The sequence below is a fragment of the Nitrosococcus watsonii C-113 genome (assembly GCF_000143085.1).
GTDB classification, from domain to species: Bacteria; Pseudomonadota; Gammaproteobacteria; order Nitrosococcales; family Nitrosococcaceae; genus Nitrosococcus; species Nitrosococcus watsonii.
The window spans coordinates 437,310-458,412 of the sequence record NC_014315.1 but is presented as its reverse complement, the minus strand read 5'-3'; the positions used below and the strand labels follow the sequence as shown (position 1 = coordinate 458,412).

General features: G+C 50.9%; 18 protein-coding genes and 1 tRNA gene. 17 read left to right on the top strand and 2 right to left on the bottom strand.

Annotated features, from left to right (window positions below; genetic code table 11):
* Window positions 1–2: 2 nt before the first annotated feature.
* From NWAT_RS02160 to gloA, 5 genes are all read left to right on the top strand, one after another.
* Entirely contained in the window at window positions 3–182 is a 180-nt protein-coding gene (locus NWAT_RS02160; RefSeq protein ID WP_013219514.1) for a Trm112 family protein, read from the top strand.
* A gap of 329 nt (window positions 183–511) precedes the next feature.
* Complete coding sequence (gene metK, locus NWAT_RS02155; protein WP_013219513.1) at window positions 512–1,723, top strand: methionine adenosyltransferase; 1,212 nt, start codon at window positions 512–514, stop codon at window positions 1,721–1,723.
* Between the two features lie 78 nt (window positions 1,724–1,801).
* Window positions 1,802–3,115, top strand: a complete 1,314-nt coding sequence (ahcY, locus tag NWAT_RS02150) for an adenosylhomocysteinase (protein ID WP_013219512.1) — start codon at window positions 1,802–1,804, stop codon at window positions 3,113–3,115.
* 140 nt (window positions 3,116–3,255) lie between these two features.
* Window positions 3,256–4,149: a methylenetetrahydrofolate reductase [NAD(P)H] gene (gene metF / locus NWAT_RS02145; protein ID WP_013219511.1), complete on the top strand. Its 894-nt coding sequence runs from the start codon at window positions 3,256–3,258 to the stop codon at window positions 4,147–4,149.
* 7 nt (window positions 4,150–4,156) lie between these two features.
* On the top strand, window positions 4,157–4,540 hold the full coding sequence (gene gloA / locus NWAT_RS02140; protein WP_013219510.1) for a lactoylglutathione lyase: 384 nt from the start codon (window positions 4,157–4,159) through the stop codon (window positions 4,538–4,540).
* Here gloA and NWAT_RS02135 read toward each other — a convergent pair.
* Window positions 4,524–6,314: an EAL domain-containing protein gene (locus NWAT_RS02135; RefSeq protein WP_013219509.1), complete on the bottom strand. Its 1,791-nt coding sequence runs from the start codon at window positions 6,312–6,314 to the stop codon at window positions 4,524–4,526. The genes gloA and NWAT_RS02135 overlap by 17 nt on opposite strands.
* A 412-nt stretch (window positions 6,315–6,726) precedes the next feature.
* Between NWAT_RS02135 and flgA the strand changes: the two genes are divergently transcribed.
* The 9 genes from flgA (at window position 6,727) to NWAT_RS02090 (ending at window position 17,647) form a co-directional block, all read left to right on the top strand.
* Entirely contained in the window at window positions 6,727–7,434 is a 708-nt protein-coding gene (gene flgA, locus NWAT_RS02130; RefSeq protein ID WP_013219508.1) for a flagellar basal body P-ring formation chaperone FlgA, read from the top strand.
* An 80-nt stretch (window positions 7,435–7,514) separates the two neighbouring features.
* Entirely contained in the window at window positions 7,515–7,841 is a 327-nt protein-coding gene (gene flgM, locus NWAT_RS02125) for a flagellar biosynthesis anti-sigma factor FlgM (protein WP_013219507.1), read from the top strand.
* 7 nt (window positions 7,842–7,848) lie between these two features.
* On the top strand, window positions 7,849–8,331 hold the full coding sequence (locus tag NWAT_RS02120) for a flagellar protein FlgN (protein WP_013219506.1): 483 nt from the start codon (window positions 7,849–7,851) through the stop codon (window positions 8,329–8,331).
* Window positions 8,332–8,425: 94 nt separating this feature from the next.
* A tRNA-Ala gene (locus NWAT_RS02115) sits at window positions 8,426–8,501 on the top strand.
* A gap of 286 nt (window positions 8,502–8,787) precedes the next feature.
* A complete protein-coding gene (locus tag NWAT_RS02110; protein WP_041350400.1) occupies window positions 8,788–10,773 on the top strand; it encodes a type I restriction-modification system subunit M in 1,986 nt (661 codons plus the stop codon).
* Window positions 10,770–12,218, top strand: coding sequence for a restriction endonuclease subunit S (locus NWAT_RS02105; RefSeq protein WP_013219504.1), 1,449 nt, complete (start codon window positions 10,770–10,772; stop codon window positions 12,216–12,218). Before NWAT_RS02110 ends, NWAT_RS02105 begins: the two co-directional genes overlap by 4 nt.
* Window positions 12,218–15,409, top strand: coding sequence for a type I restriction endonuclease subunit R (locus NWAT_RS02100; RefSeq protein ID WP_013219503.1), 3,192 nt, complete (start codon window positions 12,218–12,220; stop codon window positions 15,407–15,409). Before NWAT_RS02105 ends, NWAT_RS02100 begins: the two co-directional genes overlap by 1 nt.
* A gap of 173 nt (window positions 15,410–15,582) precedes the next feature.
* The gene (locus tag NWAT_RS02095; protein WP_013219502.1) at window positions 15,583–16,281 is read left to right on the top strand and encodes an SDR family oxidoreductase; all 699 of its coding nucleotides are present in this window, start codon (window positions 15,583–15,585) and stop codon (window positions 16,279–16,281) included.
* A 505-nt stretch (window positions 16,282–16,786) separates the two neighbouring features.
* Window positions 16,787–17,647 (top strand): nucleotidyltransferase domain-containing protein, encoded by an 861-nt coding sequence (locus tag NWAT_RS02090; protein WP_013219500.1) that lies wholly within the window; start codon window positions 16,787–16,789, stop codon window positions 17,645–17,647.
* On the opposite strand, the gene NWAT_RS02085 is transcribed toward NWAT_RS02090, so the two are convergent.
* Window positions 17,644–18,861 (bottom strand): hypothetical protein, encoded by a 1,218-nt coding sequence (locus NWAT_RS02085; protein WP_013219499.1) that lies wholly within the window; start codon window positions 18,859–18,861, stop codon window positions 17,644–17,646. The genes NWAT_RS02090 and NWAT_RS02085 overlap by 4 nt on opposite strands.
* A gap of 185 nt (window positions 18,862–19,046) precedes the next feature.
* On the opposite strand from NWAT_RS02085, the gene NWAT_RS02080 reads away from it, so the two are divergent.
* From NWAT_RS02080 to NWAT_RS02070, 3 genes are all read left to right on the top strand, one after another.
* Entirely contained in the window at window positions 19,047–19,817 is a 771-nt protein-coding gene (locus NWAT_RS02080) for an SDR family NAD(P)-dependent oxidoreductase (RefSeq protein WP_013219498.1), read from the top strand.
* A gap of 44 nt (window positions 19,818–19,861) precedes the next feature.
* Entirely contained in the window at window positions 19,862–20,248 is a 387-nt protein-coding gene (locus NWAT_RS02075; protein WP_013219497.1) for a SpoIIAA family protein, read from the top strand.
* A 227-nt stretch (window positions 20,249–20,475) separates the two neighbouring features.
* Window positions 20,476–21,081: an HAD family hydrolase gene (locus tag NWAT_RS02070; protein WP_198342174.1), complete on the top strand. Its 606-nt coding sequence runs from the start codon at window positions 20,476–20,478 to the stop codon at window positions 21,079–21,081.
* Window positions 21,082–21,103 lie beyond the last annotated feature (22 nt).

Sequence of the window (21,103 nt, the reverse complement as noted above, 5' to 3'; positions counted from 1 at the left end):
TCATGGATAAAAAATTACTCGAGATACTTGCTTGCCCCGTATGTAAAAGTTCATTGATCTATAAGAAAGCAGACCAAGAACTTATTTGTAAGGCTTGCCGCTTGGCCTACCCTATCCGGGATGACATCCCGGTCATGCTCGAAGAGCAAGCGCGGCAGCTCGATTCCAAAGAGGAAATCTAGCTCCGCCAAAATAACATTCACGATCAAAAAGCTTGCAGTTCTCTAAATAGCTGGCATACTCTTGAGGATCTTATCGGAGAAGAATTCCTTTGCGCTTTTTTTAAAGAGCAAATGCGTAAGCGCCAGCAGGCTAAGGTGGAATAAAATTTCTAACAGATTCAATAGCATGCTTAATGCTGTTCATCAGAAATCATATTTATCTAAAATCGTAAGTTTAAGGTTTAAGTAGGCTACGGCACGCGTCTCTCTACCTAATCTTCCCTTGTACTCTTACCATAGTATCGCTAAAGTTTGCCAAAATTCTTAAGAAGGGGATAAATATATCCATTATGAAGGAAATTAGACAATTTACTTCAGAGTCGGTCTCCGAGGGCCACCCAGACAAGGTTGCAGATCAAATCTCGGACGTTATTCTTGATGCTATTTTAGCCCAGGATAGAAGAGCGCGAGTAGCATGTGAGACCCTCGTAAAAACCGGTATGGTGCTAGTGGCAGGTGAAATTACCACCCAGGCTTATATCGATTATGAACAAATTATCCGCAAAACTATCACTGAGATTGGCTATAATCACTCAGACATTGGATTTGATGGAGCCACCTGCGCGGTTGTGAATGCTATCGGTAAGCAATCACCTGACATTGCCCAAGGGGTCGATCGAGAATTGGAAGAGGAGCAAGGCGCGGGCGATCAAGGGATGATGTTTGGCTATGCCAGCAATGAAACCGACGTTTTGATGCCCGCGCCCATCACTTATGCTCATCGCCTGGTACAGCGCCAAGCCGAAATACGGCGAAATGGCGAACTGCCTTGGTTGCGCCCAGATGCCAAAAGTCAGGTCACCTTGCTGTACGAAGATGACGTGCCGGTAGCCATTGACGCCATCGTCCTATCCACCCAACACAGCCCCGAGATCAGCCAAGCCACCCTGCGCGAGGCGGTTATCGAGACTATTATTAAACCCGTGCTACCCGCCGACTGGTTTGCCCATTGCCGCTCTGAAAACATCCATGTTAATCCTACTGGCAATTTCATCATCGGTGGTCCCATGGGGGATTGTGGACTCACGGGACGTAAAATCATCGTAGATACCTATGGAGGCATGGCGCGCCATGGAGGCGGCGCTTTTTCGGGCAAGGACCCTTCCAAGGTCGATCGCTCTGCTGCCTATGCTGGCCGCTATGTTGCTAAAAATCTCGTGGCTGCGGGTCTAGCCGAGCGCTGTGAGGTTCAAATTTCATACGCCATTGGGGTAGCCGAACCCACATCAGTGAGTATAGATACCTTTGGTACGGGTAGAATCGCGGAATCACGCCTGGTGGAGCTAATCCGGGCACATTTTGATTTGCGGCCGGTGGGGCTTCGGCAAATGCTGGATCTGATTCGCCCCATCTACCAAAAGACTGCAGCGTACGGCCACTTTGGCCGGGAAGAGCCTGAATTCACTTGGGAGCAAACTGATAAAGCGGAAGCGCTCCGGGATGCAGCGGGCTTAGGCCCTGCCACCGCCGAAATCATCCATGCTCGGTCTGAAAGGTATTAGCTAAAAAATTAAAGAAAATTCAGGGAATAGATTTTGCTATACCGGGCCGGGCCCGAACACAATAATTTGGGAGAACCTATGAGCACACAGACCGCGGAAAATCTCACTTCCGATTATAAGGTGGCCGATATCAAGCTTGCTGACTGGGGCCATAAAGAGATTGCCATCGCTGAAACCGAGATGCCTGGCCTCATGGCCCTACGAGAAGAATACCAAGGGAAAAAACCCCTGGCGGGCGCCCGGATTGCGGGCTGTCTGCATATGACCATTCAAACAGCCGTCCTTATCGACACGCTAGTCGACCTTGGCGCCGAGGTGCGTTGGTCATCTTGTAATATTTTCTCCACCCAAGATCACGCTGCCGCGGCTGTCGCCTCTAAAGGAATTCCGGTTTTTGCATGGAAAGGAGAAACCGAGGAAGAGTACTGGTGGTGCGTTGAGCAAACTATCCATGGGCCTGATGGCTGGCACCCCAATATGCTGCTGGACGATGGCGGTGATCTCACTGCCGTCATGCATAACCAATATCCCGAACTTCTAAATGAGGTCCGTGGCCTTTCCGAGGAAACCACTACTGGCGTTCATCGCCTGTACGAGATGATGGCACGAGGAACGCTCAAAGTCCCCGTCTTTAACGTCAATGACTCGGTGACCAAATCCAAATTCGATAACCTGTACGGTTGCCGAGAATCGCTCCTAGACGGTATCAAGCGAGCCACCGATGTTATGATTGCAGGTAAAATCACGGTGATCCTAGGCTATGGCGATGTAGGCAAGGGGTGTGCCCAATCACTGCGCGGCCAAGGGGCCACGGTATGGGTGGCTGAGATTGATCCCATTTGCGCTCTGCAAGCGGCGATGGAAGGCTATCGGGTCGTCACCATGGAAGAAGCAGCGGGCAAGGGGGATATTTTTGTCACAGCTACCGGCAATTACCACGTCATTACCTTCGAACATATGCAAGCGATGAAAAATCAGGCCATCGTTTGCAACATTGGCCACTTTGATAACGAGATCGATGTTGCTAGCCTAGAGCAATATCCTTGGGAAAACATTAAACCTCAAGTGGACCACATTATTTTTCCGGATGGAAAGCGCATCATCCTCCTCGCCGAAGGCCGGCTCGTCAATCTGGGTTGTGCTACGGGCCATCCAAGCTTCGTCATGTCTAGCTCATTTACCAACCAAGTGCTGGCCCAGATCGAATTATGGAACAACCCGGGGAAGTATGAAAAGCGGGTTTATGTCTTACCGAAGAAACTAGATGAACGTGTAGCCCACCTGCACCTACAAAAAATCGGCGCGCAATTAACTACCCTCACGGAAGAGCAGGCTAAATACATTGGCGTCCCTATGGAGGGACCTTATAAGCCAGATCATTATCGATATTAAAGCAATTGCAGGAAAATACCGGAAGAGAGCGGACCCATAACGGTACGCTCCTACTGGGAACGATCTTCAGGCGGGTTCGGTAACCGGCTAAAGGAACAATGCCGCCGGCAGTTATTTGCCCATAACTTTGCTATGCTATCATGCAACATCAACAGAACAGCCCTTTAATTTTTAGCTGCGAGTTCTTTCCTCCAAAGGATAAAGAAAGCGCTTCTAAATTGCGCCGGGTCCGTCAAAAACTTGCACGTATCCATCCGCATTACTATTCGGTAACTTTTGGCGCAGGGGGTTCTACCCGCGACCGAACCTTTGAGACCATTTCAGACATCCAGGCAGACGCCAAAGAGACCGGTATTGAAGCGGCCCCTCATCTTTCTTGCGTGGGTTCCAGCCGAACAAGCATCCGGGAAGTATTGCAAGCATATCAGCACCAAGGCGTTAAGCGCCTAGTTACTCTCCGCGGCGATCTGCCGTCGGGCATGGTTGATCCCGGAGATTTCCATTACGCAAGCCAATTAATTGAATTCATTCGCGCCGAAACAGGGGATCATTTCCACATTGAAGTAGCCGCATACCCAGAGGTGCATCCCCAAGCACACTCGGCGCAAGCGGATCTCATCAATTTCAAGCGTAAGGTAGAAGCAGGCGCAGACGGTGCAATCACCCAGTATTTCTATAATGTAGACGCTTATCTTCGCTTTATGGAACGTTGTAAAAACGTAGGCATTGATCTCCCTATCGTCCCTGGAATCATGCCGATTAACAATTACGTACAATTAGCCCGCTTCTCCGATGTCTGCGGTGCAGAGATCCCACGCTGGCTGCGCAAGCGGTTGGAAGACTTTCCCGATCCGGCAACGATGAGTGCCTTTGCCATTGATGTGGTCAGCGATCTTTGCTACCGGCTGCTGGAAGCTGGCGCGCCAGGATTGCATTTCTATACTTTAAACCGAGCCGACCCTACCCTTGCTATTTGGGATAACCTAGGGTTGGAGACCCAACCTGCCAATTTATCGGCGGTTACCAAAATATAGGTGCCTTATGCGGATTTTACATACCATGCTTCGGGTCGGAAATCTGGAACGCTCTCTCAAGTTTTACACTGACGTGCTTGGTATGCAGTTACTACGGCAAAAAGATTATCCGGAAGGCAGATTTACTCTCGCCTTTGTTGGCTATGGCGATGAAACCGCCCATACTGTCCTGGAACTCACCCATAATTGGGATACGGAACATTATGACTTAGGCGACGGCTTTGGCCATATTGCCATTGCGGTGGCGGATGCGGCGGCGGCTTGCGCTGAAATCAAAAAGCGTGGCGGTAAAGTGGTGCGGGAAGCTGGCCCCATGAAACACGGGACTACCGTCATTGCATTTGTAGAAGATCCGGACGGTTATAAAATCGAACTTATCGAACGAAAGTAATCGTTTTCCCTTTCGGCTCCTTATCCGCCATGGATATTCTAGAAAATGGCTGAGGGCGGCCAATAGCAAAACCTTGGGCATAATCAACCCCAATGGCGCGGAGTTTTTCAAAGACGGCTTCATTTTCCACAAACTCAGCAATAGTCTTCAACCCCATCACTTTACCTACCCTATGAATGGCCTCTACCATGGCGTGATCCACCGGATCATTCACCATTTCTTTAACAAAACCACCATCAATTTTTAGATAATCAACGGGTAGATTTTTCAGGTAATTAAATGATGATAAGCCGCTCCCAAAATCGTCCAATGCAAAACGGCAGCCCATCTCCTTAAGCTTCCTAATAAATCGAATAGCACCATCAAAATTGGCAATCGCTGCTGTTTCCGTGATCTCAAAACAGATTACCTCGGGGTTAACCGAGGTCTGATGCAATTGCTCCACTACAAAATTCAAAAATAATTCATCCGATATTGATTGCCCGGAAAGATTAATACCTATCAGCCCTTGCTCTATTGAGTACTCCTCTAAGGAAAGGAAAGCGTTATTTATAACCCAACGATCCAAGGCCGGCATTAAACGATACCGTTCCGCGGCTGGGATAAAAGCCATAGGCGGTATAAGGCTTTCGTCCTCGCTTTTCATACGTAACAATAGCTCACAGTGGCGAATATGCTCATCGCCATTTAATGCTTGGATAGGCTGATGATAAAGCATAAACCTGCTCCTCTCAAAAGCTTGCTGGATGCGAGTCACCCACTGTATCTCACCATAGTGACGTTCAATGTTATGGTCATCTAAACAGTAGATATGAATACGATCTCGCCCCTGGGCCTTAGCAACATAGCAGGCAGTATCCGCAGCGCTAAGCACTTCTTCCAACCCACCACTTCCTTGCGTAATAGCAACCAAACCAATGCTGGCACCCAATGGAAAAGTTTTCCCTTTACAATTAAAACGAAAATTACGAATCAGAATCCGCAAACTTTCCGCAACCTCTCGCGCATGAGCTAAATCGCACCCTAGCAAAAGCACGCCAAACTCATCACCTCCCAATCGAGCCAAGCAATCTGCCTCCCGAATTTTATCCTGCAACAAGGCTGCAAGCTGACGAAGCAGCTTATCGCCGGCTAAATGCCCACAGGTATCATTAACGACCTTAAATTGGTCCAAATCCAAATAACACAAGACATGGCAGGTATCATTTTGGCGGACATCATCCAAGGCCTTACGCAACCGAACTTCAAACTCACGCCGGTTAATGAGGCCAGTCAAGGCATCATGAGTTGCTTGATGACTGAGCTGGCTTGCTAGTGCCCGCAAAGGACTAATATCCCGCAGTACCAAGACGGCGCCGAAAATGCGATTCTGGATATTACACAGGGGAGCAATCGATATTTGCACGATTAATTCCCTATTCTGTGCGTCCCGCAATAAAGCCGTACAGGAGCGGCCCTCAACAGGATCTTTCGCTAACCAAGTAGCAATATCATCAATCACATGAGAGTAGTTCTCCTCATTGAGAAGACACACCACCTCCTCCAAGGATTTACCGCGCGCCTGACTGGCGGTAGTGTCAATTAACTCTTCAGCTAAGGGATTGAGATAGTCGACTTGCCCCCTGCAATTAACGGTGATCACCGCATCACCAATTGACTCCAGGGTCATCCGCGCCCGTTGATGCTCTAAGAACAAAGCTTCTTGGACCTTCTGCCCCCCCATTATCTTTTGAAAATAGGCGAGGCTCCGAAAAAAAATATGAACAAAACTCATGATAGTCCCTAGTCCTCACCATCAAAGGGAAAAAACCGCTAGCTATTTCATAGGGAAGCCATGGAACAACCCCCATTAAGTCCAAATTCCAAGAATAAAAATAAACATTTTTTACCGCTTCCAAGAAGATTTTGCTGGCATCGGTACGTACCTCAATACCGTATCAAGCATTCCCTATGCCAGGGGCTATCCTGCATTTTTGGAATCAGCAAATACAAGAAGCGGGGAACTATTTCTCCGATGGGCCACGGGACATTCACTTCAGAAGCCTGGGTTTAGAGCGCATGACTCAAAGATACCTTATTAATGCCGATATGCTATTGAAGTGTTTTTGGGGTTGCTAGAATAGGGCATATGCTATTTTAGCAGCAAAATTGCCCTCTTGAAGTCAGAATCTAGGCGTAGCCTTTTTATGTATTTTTTCTATTATTTATTTTGGTTTTTCTTGTTAGCCCTACTTCCTAGCTATGGATTAGGATTAACTAAGGATAACCAATCCTTAGCCGAGATCCAGGAAGTAGCTCACAATTTTGTACTTAAGCAGGTCAGCTCCCTCCCAGGGAATATCGAAGTGACACCAGGCTCTTTAGATAGGCGCTTACGCCTTCCAAAATGCTCTCATCCTTTAAAGGCTTTTTTTCCCAGCGGCAGCCGTCCTGGGGGCAATACTACCGTGGGAGTTCGCTGTACTGGAGAAACACCCTGGACCGTGTACCTGTCCGTCAAGATGGCTGTCTATGGTAAAGTTCTAGTTGCAACGCATTCGATAAGCTCAGGTTTTCCCTTGAACCTAGCCGACATGCGTCTGGAGCGCCGGGATTTAAGCGAGCTAAGACAAGGTTATCTCAATGAGCCAGCACAAGCAGTAGGAAAACGCCTTAAGCGGCCAGTGGGATTAGGCGCCATTATTACTCCTGGGATGTTAGAAACCCCCAAACTTATCCGACGGGGACAACAGGTCATTTTAATGGCCAAAGTACCAGGGCTGCGAGTCAACATGAAAGGCCAGGCCCTTGAAGATGCTGGTGCGGGGGAACATATTCGTGTCAGGAACACATCCTCCCAACGTATTGTCGAAGGAACGGTAACCGCGGCCGGTTTGGTACAGGTGCAAATGTAATAGGCAGGATGCCAGTCAACTTAAAGTTAAACGCTAAAACACCGATAACTATGGGTAAACCATCTAAGGAGAAAGCCGAAATGTCCTCAGAAATCAATGGGCTATCTGGCTATAATAGTAAAGCCTCTGTGCAAAAATCGCCAGAATCAACAACGACCAACCCAACCTCTTCCTATCCTAAGTCGGCAGGAGATTCTCATACGGGGCAGCCCGCAGTGGAAACAGTTACCTTGACCAACACCGCTGCTCAGCTTAGAGAAACGGAGGCATCCCTAGCTGGTATTTCCGTCGTGGATAATCAAAAAGTTGAACGAATCAAGCAATCAATTCTAGAAGGCAGCTATCAAATTAATTCCGAGCGTATTGCCGATAAGCTAATTGCCCTGGAAAAAGATCTGAGTAAATAGCAATTGTATGTCAACGCAAGTTCTGAGAGGGCTCCTGCAGGAGGAGCTAAACGGCCTTGAACGCCTCGGACAAGCATTGCAAGAAGAATATCTTGCCCTCTGCCAAAAACAGGCGCTAGCAATTGAGAGCGCGGCCGAAAAGAAGCAAGCAGCGATAACGAGCCTAGAAGCTATTTTCCATGATCATGAGGAACGGCTTAGAATATCGGGGTTACCTTCTGCTCCTGAAAAAATCAGAGCCCATATCAGAGCTTGCGCCGCTGAGAAGCACTCCCCCCTTGCAACGCTTTGGGAGCAATGGCAGGGACGGCTACGGCAATGCCGTGAGCAAAACCAATTCAACGGTAATTTAATGAATCGCAGCCGCCATCATACTCTGCGGACCCTGGCAATACTAAATGGGCAGGAGCTTAAATCTGCCGCCTATGGCCCTGAAGGCGATCTGCTGTCCCCGGCATCGACCTCCCGTTCACTCCTTGGGCGAGTGTGAACTGCCAGGATGGAGTACTTACGGCTCCTCGTCTTCTTTATCCCACAGGATGACACCCTGGCCTTTTCAGGGTAAAATTTATGCTGTGTCTTTTGGGGCCGTAGCTCAGCTGGGAGAGCGTCGCGTTCGCAATGCGAAGGTCGGGAGTTCGATCCTCCTCGGCTCCACCAATGTTTTTTACTAAGAAAACATTGACTTACCGGACAGTGCGTAAAGCCCCGTCCTTTAGGTTTAAGCGGGGAGGATGTCAATTATCTTTCCTGATCCAAAGTCCATATCTAGCCTACCGTGGATAATTTGGAGTTTCGCCATGACTCGCTGCGGTTTCGGTCCATCCTCACCTGGCTAGCCTGACCAATTGATCTATCATGTCACGAAGATAATACATTTAAAAACACAAAGAGGCAGCGTTTCCTCCCCTCCCTAAACGGTAGGGCTTCCGCGCTGAAAGATGTGGTGAACACCGAGAATCATTCCCAGACGGCTGCTTTCCTATGGTCCATAGCCGATCTGCTGCGCGGTGACTTCAAGCAGTCCCAGTATGGCCGCATCATCCTGCCGTTCACCCTGCTGCGGCGCATGGAGTGCGTGCTCGAACCCACCAAAGCCAAGGTCGTCCAGCAGGCGACGGTGCATCAGCACAAGCCCGACCATGTGCGTGAGATGCTGCTGCGGCGCGCCGCCAGTGGTCTGCAATTCTTCAACGCTTCGCCGCTGACCCTGGGCACCCTGTCCGACACCCAGACCGCTGCCGACCTGATGAGCTACGCGCAGTCTTTCAGCACCGACGCTTGCGAAATCTTTGAGCATTTCGAGTTCGAGAACTTCGTCCAGCAGCTTAGCAGCGCCAACCTGCTGTACCAGGTGGTGCAACGCTTCGCCGCCACCGATCTCAGCCCGGCGCGCATTAGCAATTTTGGCATGGGCATCATCTTCGAGGAGTTGATACGCCGCTTCGCTGAAAGCTCCAATGAAACCGCCGGGGAGCACTTCACCCCGCGGGATATCGTCCACCTGACCACCTCGCTGGTGATCACCGGCCAGGACGACAAGCTGGCGCCCAACCGCATCGTCACCATTTATGATCCCACCGCAGGCACGGGCGGCTTTCTCTCCGAAGGTGATGAATATATCCAGTCCATCAGCGAAAAGGTCTCGGTATCCCTCCACGGCCAGGAACTCAACCCCGAGTCCTACGCCATCTGCAAGGCCGACATGCTAATCAAGGGCCAGGATGTGGCCAATATCAAGCTGGGCAACACCCTGTCCAACGACCAGCTAACCGGCCCGGAACACCGCTTCGACTTCATGCTCTCCAATCCACCCTTCGGCGTGGAATGGAAAAAGGTCCAGAAGCAGATCAGCGGCGAGCACAAGCACAAGGGCTTCAACGGCCGCTTCGGCCCCGGCCTGCCACGGGTGCCCGACGGCTCATTGCTGTTCCTACTGCACCTGGTCAGCAAAATGCGCGACCCTCGCGACGGCGGTTCGCGCATCGGTATTATCTTGAACGGCTCGCCCCTGTTCACCGGCGGCGCTGGCTCCGGCGAATCCGAGATCCGCCGCTACCTGCTGCAGCACGATCTGGTCGAGGCCATCATCGCCCTGCCCACCGACATGTTCTACAACACCGGCATCGCCACCTATGTGTGGCTACTGTCCAACCACAAGCCCGCCGAGCGCAGGGGCAAGGTGCAGCTCATCGACGGCAGCCAGCACTTTGCCAAGATGCGCAAATCCCTGGGCAGCAAGCGCCAGTACGTCACCGCCGAGCAGATCAACGAGCTGGTACGCCTCTATGGCGCCTTCGAGGAAACCCCCCAGAGCAAAATCTTCCCCATCAACGCCTTCGGCTACCGCCGCATCACCGTCGAGCGCCCCCTGCGGCTCAACTTCCAGGCCAGCGCCGCGCGCATTGACAACGTGCTGCGGGAAAAAGCCATCCAGAAGCTGGATGACACCGCCCGCCAGCAACTCGCCGACGCCCTGGGGGCCATGGACCCAAGCCCGCTGTATCGCAACCGCGAGCAGTTCGCCAAGCTCCTGAAAAAGACCCTGACCGCCCACGGCGTCAGCCTCAGCACCCCGGAGCAAAAGGCCCTATTGAACGGCCTCGGCGAGCGCGACCCCGAGGCGGATATCTGCACAACCAAGGGCAAGCCCGAGCCGGACACCGGCCTGCGGGACAACGAGAACGTGCCCCTGGGTGAATCCGTGTACGACTACTTCCAGCGCGAAGTCATCCCCCACGTGCCCGACGCCTGGATCAACGAGAGCAAGCGTGATGCGCTGGACGGCGAGGTCGGCATCGTCGGCTTCGAGATCCCCTTCAACCGCCACTTTTATGTATTCCAGCCACCACGCCCACTGGAAGCCATCGACCGCGACCTGAAAGCCTGCACTGATCGCATCAAGCAGATGATTGAGGAACTGTCGGCATGACGGATATGTCGGGAGAAAATCTGGAGACGTACGCAGCGGTTGGCCGGCAGGGCGAGGCTAAGAGTAGCCAGAGTAAATTTCCGAGGTATCCGGCGTACAAGGATTCGGGTGTGGAGTGGCTGGGAGAGGTGCCGGAGCATTGGACCACTACCTCTCTAAAATATTTCGCTGAGCTGAATCCAAAAAAATCAGACTATCGTGGCGATCAAGGCCAGCTGTGCAGCTTTATACCGATGGAAAAGTTGAAAACTGGCGCAATTCAGCTGGATGAAGTGCGAACCATTGCTGATGTGATTACTGGATACACCTATTTTGAAGATGGAGATGTTTTACAAGCAAAGGTGACGCCGTGCTTCGAGAATGGAAACATCGCCATAGCTGATGGGCTGACAAACGGGGTCGGCTTTGGGTCAAGCGAAATCAATGTGATTAGGCCATTTAAAATTGATGTGGGTTTCCTGTATTACCGCTTGCAAGAAGGCGTTTTTATGAGCATTTGCACCGCATCTATGATCGGTGCAGGCGGTCTCAAGCGGGTTCCTGGCGAAGTGATCGATGGCTTCACTGTGGCTATACCCGATAGAAACGAACAAACCCAAATCGCCCGCTTTCTCGACCACGAAACCGCTCGCATCGACGCGCTGATTGCAGAGCAGCAGCGTCTGATTGAACTGCTCAAGGAGAAGCGTCAGGCCGTCATCTCCCACGCCGTCACCAAGGGCCTGGACCCCACCGTGCCAATGAAAGACTCCGGCGTGGAGTGGTTGGGGGAAGTCCCTGCGCATTGGGAGGTAAAAAAAATTAAGCATTATGGCCGCGTTATCGGTGGCTTTGCTTTTAAAAGCACCGACTTCAGTGATGAGGGGCATTTGGTCATTAAAATATCAAATGTAGGGCATCTTGGTTTTGAGTGGAATGATGCATCTTACCTCCCCGAAAGCTTTACGGTAAGACATAGTGAGTTTATCGCACCAAAAGGGTCTTTAATTTTCGCAATGACTCGCCCTGTAATTTCAGGAGGCATCAAGATAGCGAGACTAGAAAAGGACTTACGGCCTCTGATCAATCAGCGAGTTGGGTTCATCAGTATTAATGATGAAGCATTGTCTCGCTACTTGCTTGTCTCATCGCAATCAGAATCGTTTTTGAGCCAATTTAAGAATAACTTAACTATCACAAATCAGCCAAATATCGCGAGCGAAGGTATTGAGTCAATAAGTATTCCGATACCTCCTGCTGAAGAGTTAAGGAGGATTCTTGAGTATATTGAAACGCTAATAGATAAGTTTGATTGCCTCATGTTGGATGCTTGCTCTGGAATCAGATTGCTCCAAGAACGCCGCTCCGCCCTAATCTCCGCTGCTGTCACCGGAAAAATTGACGTGCGGGGCTGGCAGCCACCGGCCAGCGTGCCATCTCCCGAATTGGAAAACGAGACCGTGTAATGGCGGATAGCAAGGAAGCCCAATTCCAGCAGGACATCATCAACGCCCTCGCCGCCCAGGGCTGGCGGGTGGGCACGGCCAGGGGCTATGACCGCCGCGCCGCCCTGTATACCGAGGATTTCCTGGGCTACTTCAAGGATGCCTGGCCGGAGCGCTGGGACAAGTTCGCCAAGGCCAACCCCAATAACCCGGCAAGCGTGCTGGTGCAGAAGCTGGTGCGCGAGCTGGAGCAGCACGGCACCCTGGAGGTGCTGCGCCATGGTTTCAAGCTACCGGCGGTAAAAGTGGAGTTGTGCAGCTTCAAGCCCGACCACAGCATGAACCCGGACACGCTCAAGCGCTACCAGTGCAACCGTCTGCGGGTGGTGCCGGAGGTGGCCTACTCGCCCCATGCCCGCGATGCCACGAGGCAGGGCGGCGGCTACAATCCGCGGCTGGATCTGGTGCTGTTCGTCAACGGCCTGCCCACCGCCACCCTGGAACTGAAAAGCCAGTTCAAGCAGTCGGTGGAAAACGCCAAGCGCCAGTACCGCCATGACCGCCCGGTCAAAGACCCGCTGAGCCGCAAACCCGAGCCCTTGCTCACCTTCAAGCGCGGGGCACTGGTGCATTTTGCCGTGAGCCAGGACGAAGTGGCCATGACCACCCGGCTGGCCGGCAAGGACACCTGCTTCCTGCCCTTCAACCTTGGAAGTGAAGACGGCGGCGCCGGTAATCCCCAGCCGGCGGACGGCGGCCAGTACGCCACCGGTTACCTATGGCAACGGCTGTTCCAGCCCGCTGCCTGGCTCAAGGTGCTGGGGCGCTTCCTGCACCTGGAGAAGAAAACCGTTGAGGGCTTTGACGGCCAGCTCAGCACCAAAGAGACCATGATCTTCCCCCGCTATCACCAGTGGGAGGTGGTCAATCAGCTGATTGAAACCACCCGCAGTGAAGGGCCAGGCAAGCGCTACCTCATTCAGCACAGCGCCGGCTCGGGCAAGTCCAACTCCATCGCCTGGACGGCGCACCAACTGGCCGCGCTGTATGACGACGCGGGGCAGAAGCTGTTCAACTCGGTGATCGTGGTAACCGACCGCACGGTGCTGGACCGCCAGTTACAGAATACTATCTACCAGTTCGAGCACGCCCACGGCGTAGTGCGACCCATCACCCGGGATATCGGCAACCAGAGCAAGTCCCAGCAATTGGCCGAGGCCCTGACTGAACAGACCCGCATCATCATCGTCACCATTCAGACCTTTCCGGCCCTGTTCGAGGCGCTGGATAAATACCCCAGCCTGGCCAGTGGCCGCTATGCGGTCATCGCCGACGAGGCCCACTCTTCGCAAACTGGCTCCTCGGCCAGCAAGCTCAAGGCTATTTTGAGTTCCGAACAAGTGGACGCTGATCATCAAGAGCCGAAAGAGATCAGCGCCGAAGACCTGCTCGATGCCGCTGTCCAGGCCCGCCAGCCCAATGAACGCATCAGCTACTACGCTTTTACCGCCACGCCCAAGGCCAAGACCCTGGAGCTGTTTGGCCGCCCGCCGGAGCCGAGCGTGCCGCCCAGCGCCGACAACAAGCCCGAGGCTTTTCATCTGTATTCCATGCGCCAGGCCATCGAGGAGGGTTTTATTCTTGATGTGCTGCAGAACTACCTCAGCTACAGTACCGCATGGAAGATCGCCCACCCGGAAGGCGAGGATGAGGAGGTTGACTCAAAGAAAGCGCGCATCAAGCTGGCGCGCTGGGTGCGGCTGCATCCGTACAATATTAGCCAGAAGGTCGAGGTCATCGTCGAACACTTCCGCGCCAACATCCGCCATCTATTGAACGGCCAAGCCAAGGCTATGGTGGTGACCAGTGGCCGCCAGGAGGCGGTGCGCTACCAGTTGGCGGTAAAGAGCTATGTCAGGCGGATGGGCTACAGGGATGTGCATCCGCTGGTGGCGTTTTCCGGCAGCGTGTTGCCTGATGAGGTGATCCCGGAAGAAGTCACCGAAACCAGCGGCCTGCTCAACCCGGACCTCCATGGCCGCGACCTGGCCGAGGCTTTCGACACTCACGATTTCAACGTACTCATCGCCGCCAACAAGTACCAGACCGGCTTCGACCAGCCAAAACTGTGCGCCATGTACGTGGACAAGAAGCTGCAAGGGGTGGACTGCGTGCAGACCTTGTCGCGCTTGAACAGGAAGTTCGGCGAGGGCAAGCAGACCTTTATCCTTGACTTCTTCAACGAGCCACAGGATATTCTCGATGCTTTTTTGCCCTATTATACCCGGGCCGAGCTGACCGATGTCACCCATCCACAGGTCATCTACGACTTGCAGAGAACGCTGGATGAGGAAGGCATTTATTACTGGAACGAGGTTGAAGCCTTTGCGCTGGCCTTCTTCGATCCCAAGGCGGTGGCCAGCAAACTCAGCTATCACTGCCAACCGGCCCGCGAGCGCTTCGCCAGGCGCTATGCCTTCAGCCTGGACTCCCGCCAGCAGGCGCTGGGGTTCAAACGCACCGCCGAGGTCAATGGTGATAATACCGGCCTAAAGAAGGCCGAGCACGCGCTCAAGGAAGCCGGTGAGCAGATTGACCGGCTGGACCTGTTCCGCAAGAACCTGCAGAGCTTTGTGCGCCTCTATGAGTTCCTCTCGCAAATCGTGCCCTATGAGGACCGCGAGCTGGAACAATTATGTGTGTTCGCCAAGCACCTGCACCCGCTGCTGCGCGTGGATCGCCTCCAGGAGGAGGTAGATATCGGTGAGCTGCAGCTGACCCACTACCGCCTGAGCAAGCGAGCCGAACAGCAGTTGCGGTTGAATGAGGAGGCCGCGGAATACACCCTCAAGCCCGGCAGCGATATCGGCAGCGGCCAGCCCCACGACCCGGAAAAGAAACGCCTGTCGGAAATCATCGAGGCGCTGAATGAGATTTTTGGTGCCGAGGTCAGTGATGAGGACCAATTGCAATTTCTCACCGGTATCGCCCAGCGTATCAGCCGCCAAGAGGATGTGATGGCCCAGGTTAATAGCCATTCAGTGGACCAGGTCATGCACGGTCTGTTTCCCAAGCGGGTGCTGGATACCGTACTGGACGCCATGACCGACCACGAAAAGCTGTCCCTGGAAGTGCTGGACAACAAAACCAAGAGCCGGGACTTTGCGCTGGTCATCCTAAAAATGCTCACTCAGCATACGAGCTTTTCGTAACAGCCTGAGCAGTCGCAAACCCTATACAGGACATTGCCTCGTAGCCTTCGTGATCCGCGAGACAGGGAACGTCCGCCAACTTGGTCTTTCAAATACCCTCACCACGGTATCCGCCTAAATAGAAAATACTATAAAATAATTTTATCCTTAAATATCTCTAGGAGGGCTATGACATGCCAAATCTACTGATTACCGGCACTAATCGGGGTATTGGATTGGAATTTAGCAAGCAATATGCCGAAGCAGGCTGGCGAGTATTTGCTTGCTGCCGCCACCCTGGCAAGGCCGATGCACTCAAGCAGCTCGCGGCGCAGCATCCCGGTTCGCTCAGTTTGCATGCCTTGGATGTGGCTGACTTTGATCAAATCGAGGGACTAGCCGCGGAACTCGCCGGAGAAGAAATCGATTTGCTGGTCAACAATGCAGGCATCTATGCTGATACTTTCAGAGGCGGTTTCGGCGCTACCGATTACCAGGCATGGTCGCGCGCCTTTTGCGTGAACACGACAGCACCGCTGAAAATGGCAGAAACATTCGCCAGTCAAATTGCCCAAAGCCAGCAAAAAAAAATTATTTGCATCAGTAGTAAAATGGGTAGTATCGCTGATAATACCAGCGGTGGCTGTTATCTTTACCGCTCAAGTAAAGCGGCCCTGAATATGGTGGTAAAAAGTCTTTCCATTGATTTGGCGCCACGAGGTATCCTTGCCGCAGCGTTGCATCCAGGCTGGGTACAGACCGATATGGGGGGACCTAATGCGCTGATCACTACGCAGCAAAGTGTGGCAGGCATGCGCCGAGTTATTGAGCAACTTACTTCCCAGCAAAGTGGAGGATTTTACGCCTATGATGGCAAGGAAATTCCTTGGTAATGAAGCAGGCGTTTCCTGGACGCATAACCCTGCCCTTTTATGATGACTGATAGCCGGTGATTCAATGCCATCTCTAACCATCATAAAAAAATCGCACCGCTGCGATTGGCAGCACACATAAATTTTGGCGTATTCTTGATCATCTGGCGGTGAGAAATCTAGGTTTACTGCTTGCAGTTTTAGCTAATCTGATGATGACTTCAGTAAAAGCCAACTGCAATCTCATTCAAGATATGGATACCAAACATTTCTGTCAGGCAATATCTGCATCTCAAGTTTCTTGGTGCTATTTAATACAGAATAAGGATTATAAATTCTTCTGCGTTGCATTAATTACCGATAAAAATTCAAGATGCAATCTCATTAAAGATGATGACAAAAGAAACCTATGCAAAGGAATTATAAAATAAATCAATAGCACCATCAGGTATGGCTTTCCACAGTCTTTTAGCCCTGTTCTGTAAGCTGGGATAAAACACGATAATTCCCCTTCAAGAGAAATGGTGTGAAAAAGGACAACCACGCAATAAAATTATTAGTAACTAATGTAGCACTAGCGGCGCAAGATATCTTTAAAAATAGATGTATCGCTATCTATCTTATGGGCAGTCTAGCCAGAGGTGGTTTTAGTGAAGTTGCCAGCGATATTGACATCGGAATTATCCTTGCTAGCCCGCTCCAAGAGGACGATAAATTCAACATTGATAAAATCCGATCTATCGCTCGAAATAAAAACCCGGCAATAAAAAATAACGTTTCTATCTTCTGGGGTTCTGTAGACTCTATTAACGGTATTATTGACGCTGGTCGCTATCCTCCCTTTGATCGACTCGATCTGATAGACCACGCATTACTTCTAACGGGAACGGATATTCGAAGTGAATTAATCAAACCTACCCAAAAAGAACTGGAGATCTCTGGGGCCGAGTTTGCTCTTAACTCTCTTGGTCACAAGGAAAGAATAGAGGAATTCTTCGACTGCGCGCGCATCACCCAAAAAGGGACTGTGTATGTCACTAAAACCATCCTCTTTCCAGCCCGATTCATATACCTTGAAAGAACCGGAGAAATAGCCGGCAATGAGGCTTCTTGCCAATACTATGCCGACCATTTCAATGGTAAGGATGCCGAGCTTGTACGTTATGGCTACCAGTGGAGACTTCATTCCCTCCCTGAAGATAGCGACCTTGTTACCGAACAGCTTAATAAGGGACTCATCAAGCTCTATCATAATTTCATAACCATCTATATTGAGCGTATGCGTTTATATGGTGAACGCTCCCTTACAACCCAGCTCATTCAGTGGCGGGAAAATATCAGACCGTCTCTAACAATGCCCCAAAATACTCTTTACCCACTCCGCTAAACTTGCTGGACATAAGTGGGAAGCCAGCCACCGGGCGGCGATAAATCAAGCTTATCAGGAGAGCTTGAAGCCCGACCTGACAACAGGAGAATTTCCCCTCGATAAGCCCAAACTCGCAAATCAGTCCACAATTCGCTGTTTTCAGGATTTTCTCCACGCAAACGGCTTTTGGGGATTTTTTTCTGGGCCACATACCCTGCCCCTTCCTTGAGTAACCGGCGCAGGCGCGAGCGGCCCACCTGAGTACTGGCCAGCAATCCTCTCGCCGCAAACCCCTGCGCTGGCTTGAATATGAATTCTTCTTTTCTGTGGGCCAACTCTTCAACATTTTCCGGCCGCAGCCAATGGGTTTCCGGGATATGAGAGCTGAGAACCGCTCGCTCTTCAGGTTGAATGCCCAATTCCTGGTCCCAAACAGATAAGGAAAGCCGTTCCAGCAAACGCTTATCACTGCGGGTGGCATAGGTGAAGGGATTAGGCGCCACATAGACTTGATCTGCCTCGTAGGCAGCCCGCAGCGGAGAGAAAATTTTCCCCTGCCAGAGAAAATCGGTGGATCGATTTACGATAAAAGAGACTTCTTGTCCCTCCCAGTGTAATCGCCTCCCGTCCCAGTACAATTGCTCGGGGGAAGCGATTGCCGCCTTCCAACCTTGGTGACAAAAAATATCTCGCAGCAGAAACAGTTCATTGCGAAATTTTCCCTTTTGCAGCGCTTCCACCTCCTCCAGAATCAGAAATAATCCTTGGGGCCAATGTTCAAAAAATTCTTTTGCCTCCTGCTTTACATAACGAATAATTTGTCCTATCAATTCAATATACGTGGGAGGAAGTTGTAGAGCGGTATCTTGAGATAAATTAAATATTTGGTAGTAAAGATCATTCATTAACCCTGCGAAGAGAAGGCCCGAGCCATTATCGTTGAACTCGATCACTTGCCAGTCTTGATCCGGCGGCAAATGAAAATCCCAGGCGCTGAAAAAACAAACCTCAGCCCGCTGATGCCGGGCGATCTCCGGAGCAACAGTAGTTACAGATTTTTGCCACTCCAACCGGGTGGTAACACGTTCAAAAACTTTAATAAAGTTCCTGATCTCCGCCATCGTCTTAGAGGAGATAAATTGGTGCCAAGGCACCACCGAAAATTCATGGGGGACAGGAGGGACTCCTGCCTTTTCGAGGGCAGCAAATAATTGCTCTTTTTGGGTTGGCATGGGTTAAAAGCTCTTGCTCTCTCTTCCGGATAATATAAAAAAATACTTTCTCTTAAAGAAAATAATCTGGCGGTATAGGAATACTTGATTTTTGATCCATACTGAAATTATGAGGTTAGAAAACCTAAAAGCCAATATTGAGGGTATCATAAAGAAAGACAGTAGAAGGAAAGAGGAGTAACAATATGGGAAGAGTTGAAGGAAAGGTGGCTATTATAACGGGGGGTACCTCCGGAATAGGGAAGGCAACTGCTCTATTATTGGCCAGAGAAGGAGCAAAAGTCGCTGTAACCGGCATAAAAGATAAAGAAGGACAAAAAACAATAGATGAAATCAAAGAATCCGGTGGAATTGCAAAATACTGGCATCTCGATACTTCTAAGGAAGAAAATGTTAGCAGCGTATTAACTCATGCCGCCAATGAGTTTGGCTCAATAGATATCCTTGTCAATAATGCGGGTATCTCCGGGGTAGATAAACCTACTCATGAAATAACAGAAGAAGAATGGGATAAAGTTATCAGCGTTAATGTTAAAGGCGTATTTTTCTGCACTAAACATGTAATTCCGTATATGAAAAAAGCTGGTGGCGGCAGCATTATCAATATGTCTTCTATTTATGGCCTTGTAGGTGCCGCGGACATTCCACCCTACCATGCCTCCAAAGGCGCTGTTCGGCTGATGAGCAAGAATGATGCGCTGCTTTACGCACGAGATAATATTAGAGTGAATTCATTACATCCTGGCTTTATCTGGACGCCCCTGGTAGAAGAACTAGGAAGCAGATCGCCGGAAGGAGCTAAGACGTTTAGAGAACAACTAGATAGCCTCCATCCCCTAGGCCAGATCGGAGAACCCGATGATATTGCCTATGGCGTGCTATTCCTAGCATCCAATGAATCTAAATTTATGACTGGCAGCGAGTTAGTGATAGATGGCGGTTACACTGCTCAATAAAATTATGGGCGCCTTACAATAAGCCAAGCACAAAGGAGATCCCAATGATTAAAGTAGAGCCAATTCCTGGTACGAATATTGTCGAAATGTCTTTCGAGGGTTCAGCTACCGCCGAGGAATTCGACCAAGCGCTACGAACATTCAACGCCGCCATTAGGGAGCACGGATCGATAAAAGTTCTTGAACGCATCGGCGATCTAGATACGCCGCCAATCCCATGGTCAAAGTTTTGGGATGACATCAAATTTGGTTTTGAGCACCTTAGCGACATGACCCATGTGGCTGTAGTTGCGGATCAAAGCTGGATATCCGCTTGGGTTAAAGTGCTAAACCCTCTTTTCAAAGCGGAGATCAAGTTATTCAAGCTAGAGGAACTTGAGCAAGCCCGTGAATGGCTGCGCAATAGACCAACGGAGCGCCGCCAATGCTAATATGGGTTTAAAGGCGCTTTGAGCCGTTATATGGCACCCGGGCTTAGCCCCTTCTGTTAACACCAAATGTCGTCCGCCAGCGTAGGTTAAAACTGCTTGCACTCTCATACAGGTAGTCTATACGTAAGTATTAAAGCCTGAGCTTGGTTTTAAGGCAGCACACAGATAAATATATTCTCCTCCACAGCCTAAAACTTGCGCGAAACGTGATGAAAAATGCTACCCCAATGACAACCTTGTTTCTGGATATCGGGGGTGTTTTGCTTACCAATGGGTGGGATCACCATGCTCGCGAATGGGCGGCGAAGCACTTCAAACTGGAATGGGCTGAGATGGAGAATCGGCATCGTCTGAATTTTTCTACCTACGAGGAGGGAAAGCTGACCCTGGAGGAATATTTGAGCCGGACAGTTTTCCACGAGGATCGCTCATTCACGCGGGATCAATTCCGGGAGTTTATGTTCGCGCAGTCGCAACCCTACCCCGAGATGATCGAGTTGGTCCGTAAGCTCAAGGCGAAATACGGATTGAAAATCGCCGTGGTTAGCAACGAAGCGCGCGAGCTAAATGCCTATCGGATTCGCAAATTCAAGCTGGGCGAGGTGGTGGATTTCTTTATCTCCTCCTGCTTTGTTCGCCTCCGCAAGCCTGATGAAGAGATCTTTAGGCTCGCACTCGACATCGCCCAGGAGCCGTCCCAGCAGGTAGTTTATATTGAAAATACGCCCATGTTCGTCCAGATCGCGGCAGGATTGGGAATTCGAAGCATCCTTCATACGGATTATGATTCCACACGCGCTCAGCTAGCTTCATTCAATTTGCTCAATGATTAAAGAAGCCAGCCATAAACTTAGT

What these genes read in the sequence shown, in the direction of transcription:
- NWAT_RS02160 (WP_013219514.1), top strand. Translation starts at nt 3, where the DNA reads ATGGATAAAAAATTACTCGAGATACTTGCTTGCCCCGTATGTAAAAGT.
- gloA (WP_013219510.1), top strand. Translation starts at nt 4,157, where the DNA reads ATGCGGATTTTACATACCATGCTTCGGGTCGGAAATCTGGAACGCTCT.
- flgA (WP_013219508.1), top strand. Translation starts at nt 6,727, where the DNA reads ATGTATTTTTTCTATTATTTATTTTGGTTTTTCTTGTTAGCCCTACTT.
- flgM (WP_013219507.1), top strand. Translation starts at nt 7,515, where the DNA reads ATGTCCTCAGAAATCAATGGGCTATCTGGCTATAATAGTAAAGCCTCT.
- NWAT_RS02075 (WP_013219497.1), top strand. Translation starts at nt 19,862, where the DNA reads ATGATTAAAGTAGAGCCAATTCCTGGTACGAATATTGTCGAAATGTCT.
- NWAT_RS02085 (WP_013219499.1), bottom strand. Translation starts at nt 18,861, where the DNA reads ATGCCAACCCAAAAAGAGCAATTATTTGCTGCCCTCGAAAAGGCAGGA.
- metF (WP_013219511.1), top strand. Translation starts at nt 3,256, where the DNA reads ATGCAACATCAACAGAACAGCCCTTTAATTTTTAGCTGCGAGTTCTTT.
- ahcY (WP_013219512.1), top strand. Translation starts at nt 1,802, where the DNA reads ATGAGCACACAGACCGCGGAAAATCTCACTTCCGATTATAAGGTGGCC.
- metK (WP_013219513.1), top strand. Translation starts at nt 512, where the DNA reads ATGAAGGAAATTAGACAATTTACTTCAGAGTCGGTCTCCGAGGGCCAC.
- NWAT_RS02100 (WP_013219503.1), top strand. Translation starts at nt 12,218, where the DNA reads ATGGCGGATAGCAAGGAAGCCCAATTCCAGCAGGACATCATCAACGCC.
- NWAT_RS02105 (WP_013219504.1), top strand. Translation starts at nt 10,770, where the DNA reads ATGACGGATATGTCGGGAGAAAATCTGGAGACGTACGCAGCGGTTGGC.
- NWAT_RS02070 (WP_198342174.1), top strand. Translation starts at nt 20,476, where the DNA reads ATGACAACCTTGTTTCTGGATATCGGGGGTGTTTTGCTTACCAATGGG.
- NWAT_RS02135 (WP_013219509.1), bottom strand. Translation starts at nt 6,314, where the DNA reads ATGAGTTTTGTTCATATTTTTTTTCGGAGCCTCGCCTATTTTCAAAAG.
- NWAT_RS02080 (WP_013219498.1), top strand. Translation starts at nt 19,047, where the DNA reads ATGGGAAGAGTTGAAGGAAAGGTGGCTATTATAACGGGGGGTACCTCC.
- NWAT_RS02095 (WP_013219502.1), top strand. Translation starts at nt 15,583, where the DNA reads ATGCCAAATCTACTGATTACCGGCACTAATCGGGGTATTGGATTGGAA.
- NWAT_RS02120 (WP_013219506.1), top strand. Translation starts at nt 7,849, where the DNA reads ATGTCAACGCAAGTTCTGAGAGGGCTCCTGCAGGAGGAGCTAAACGGC.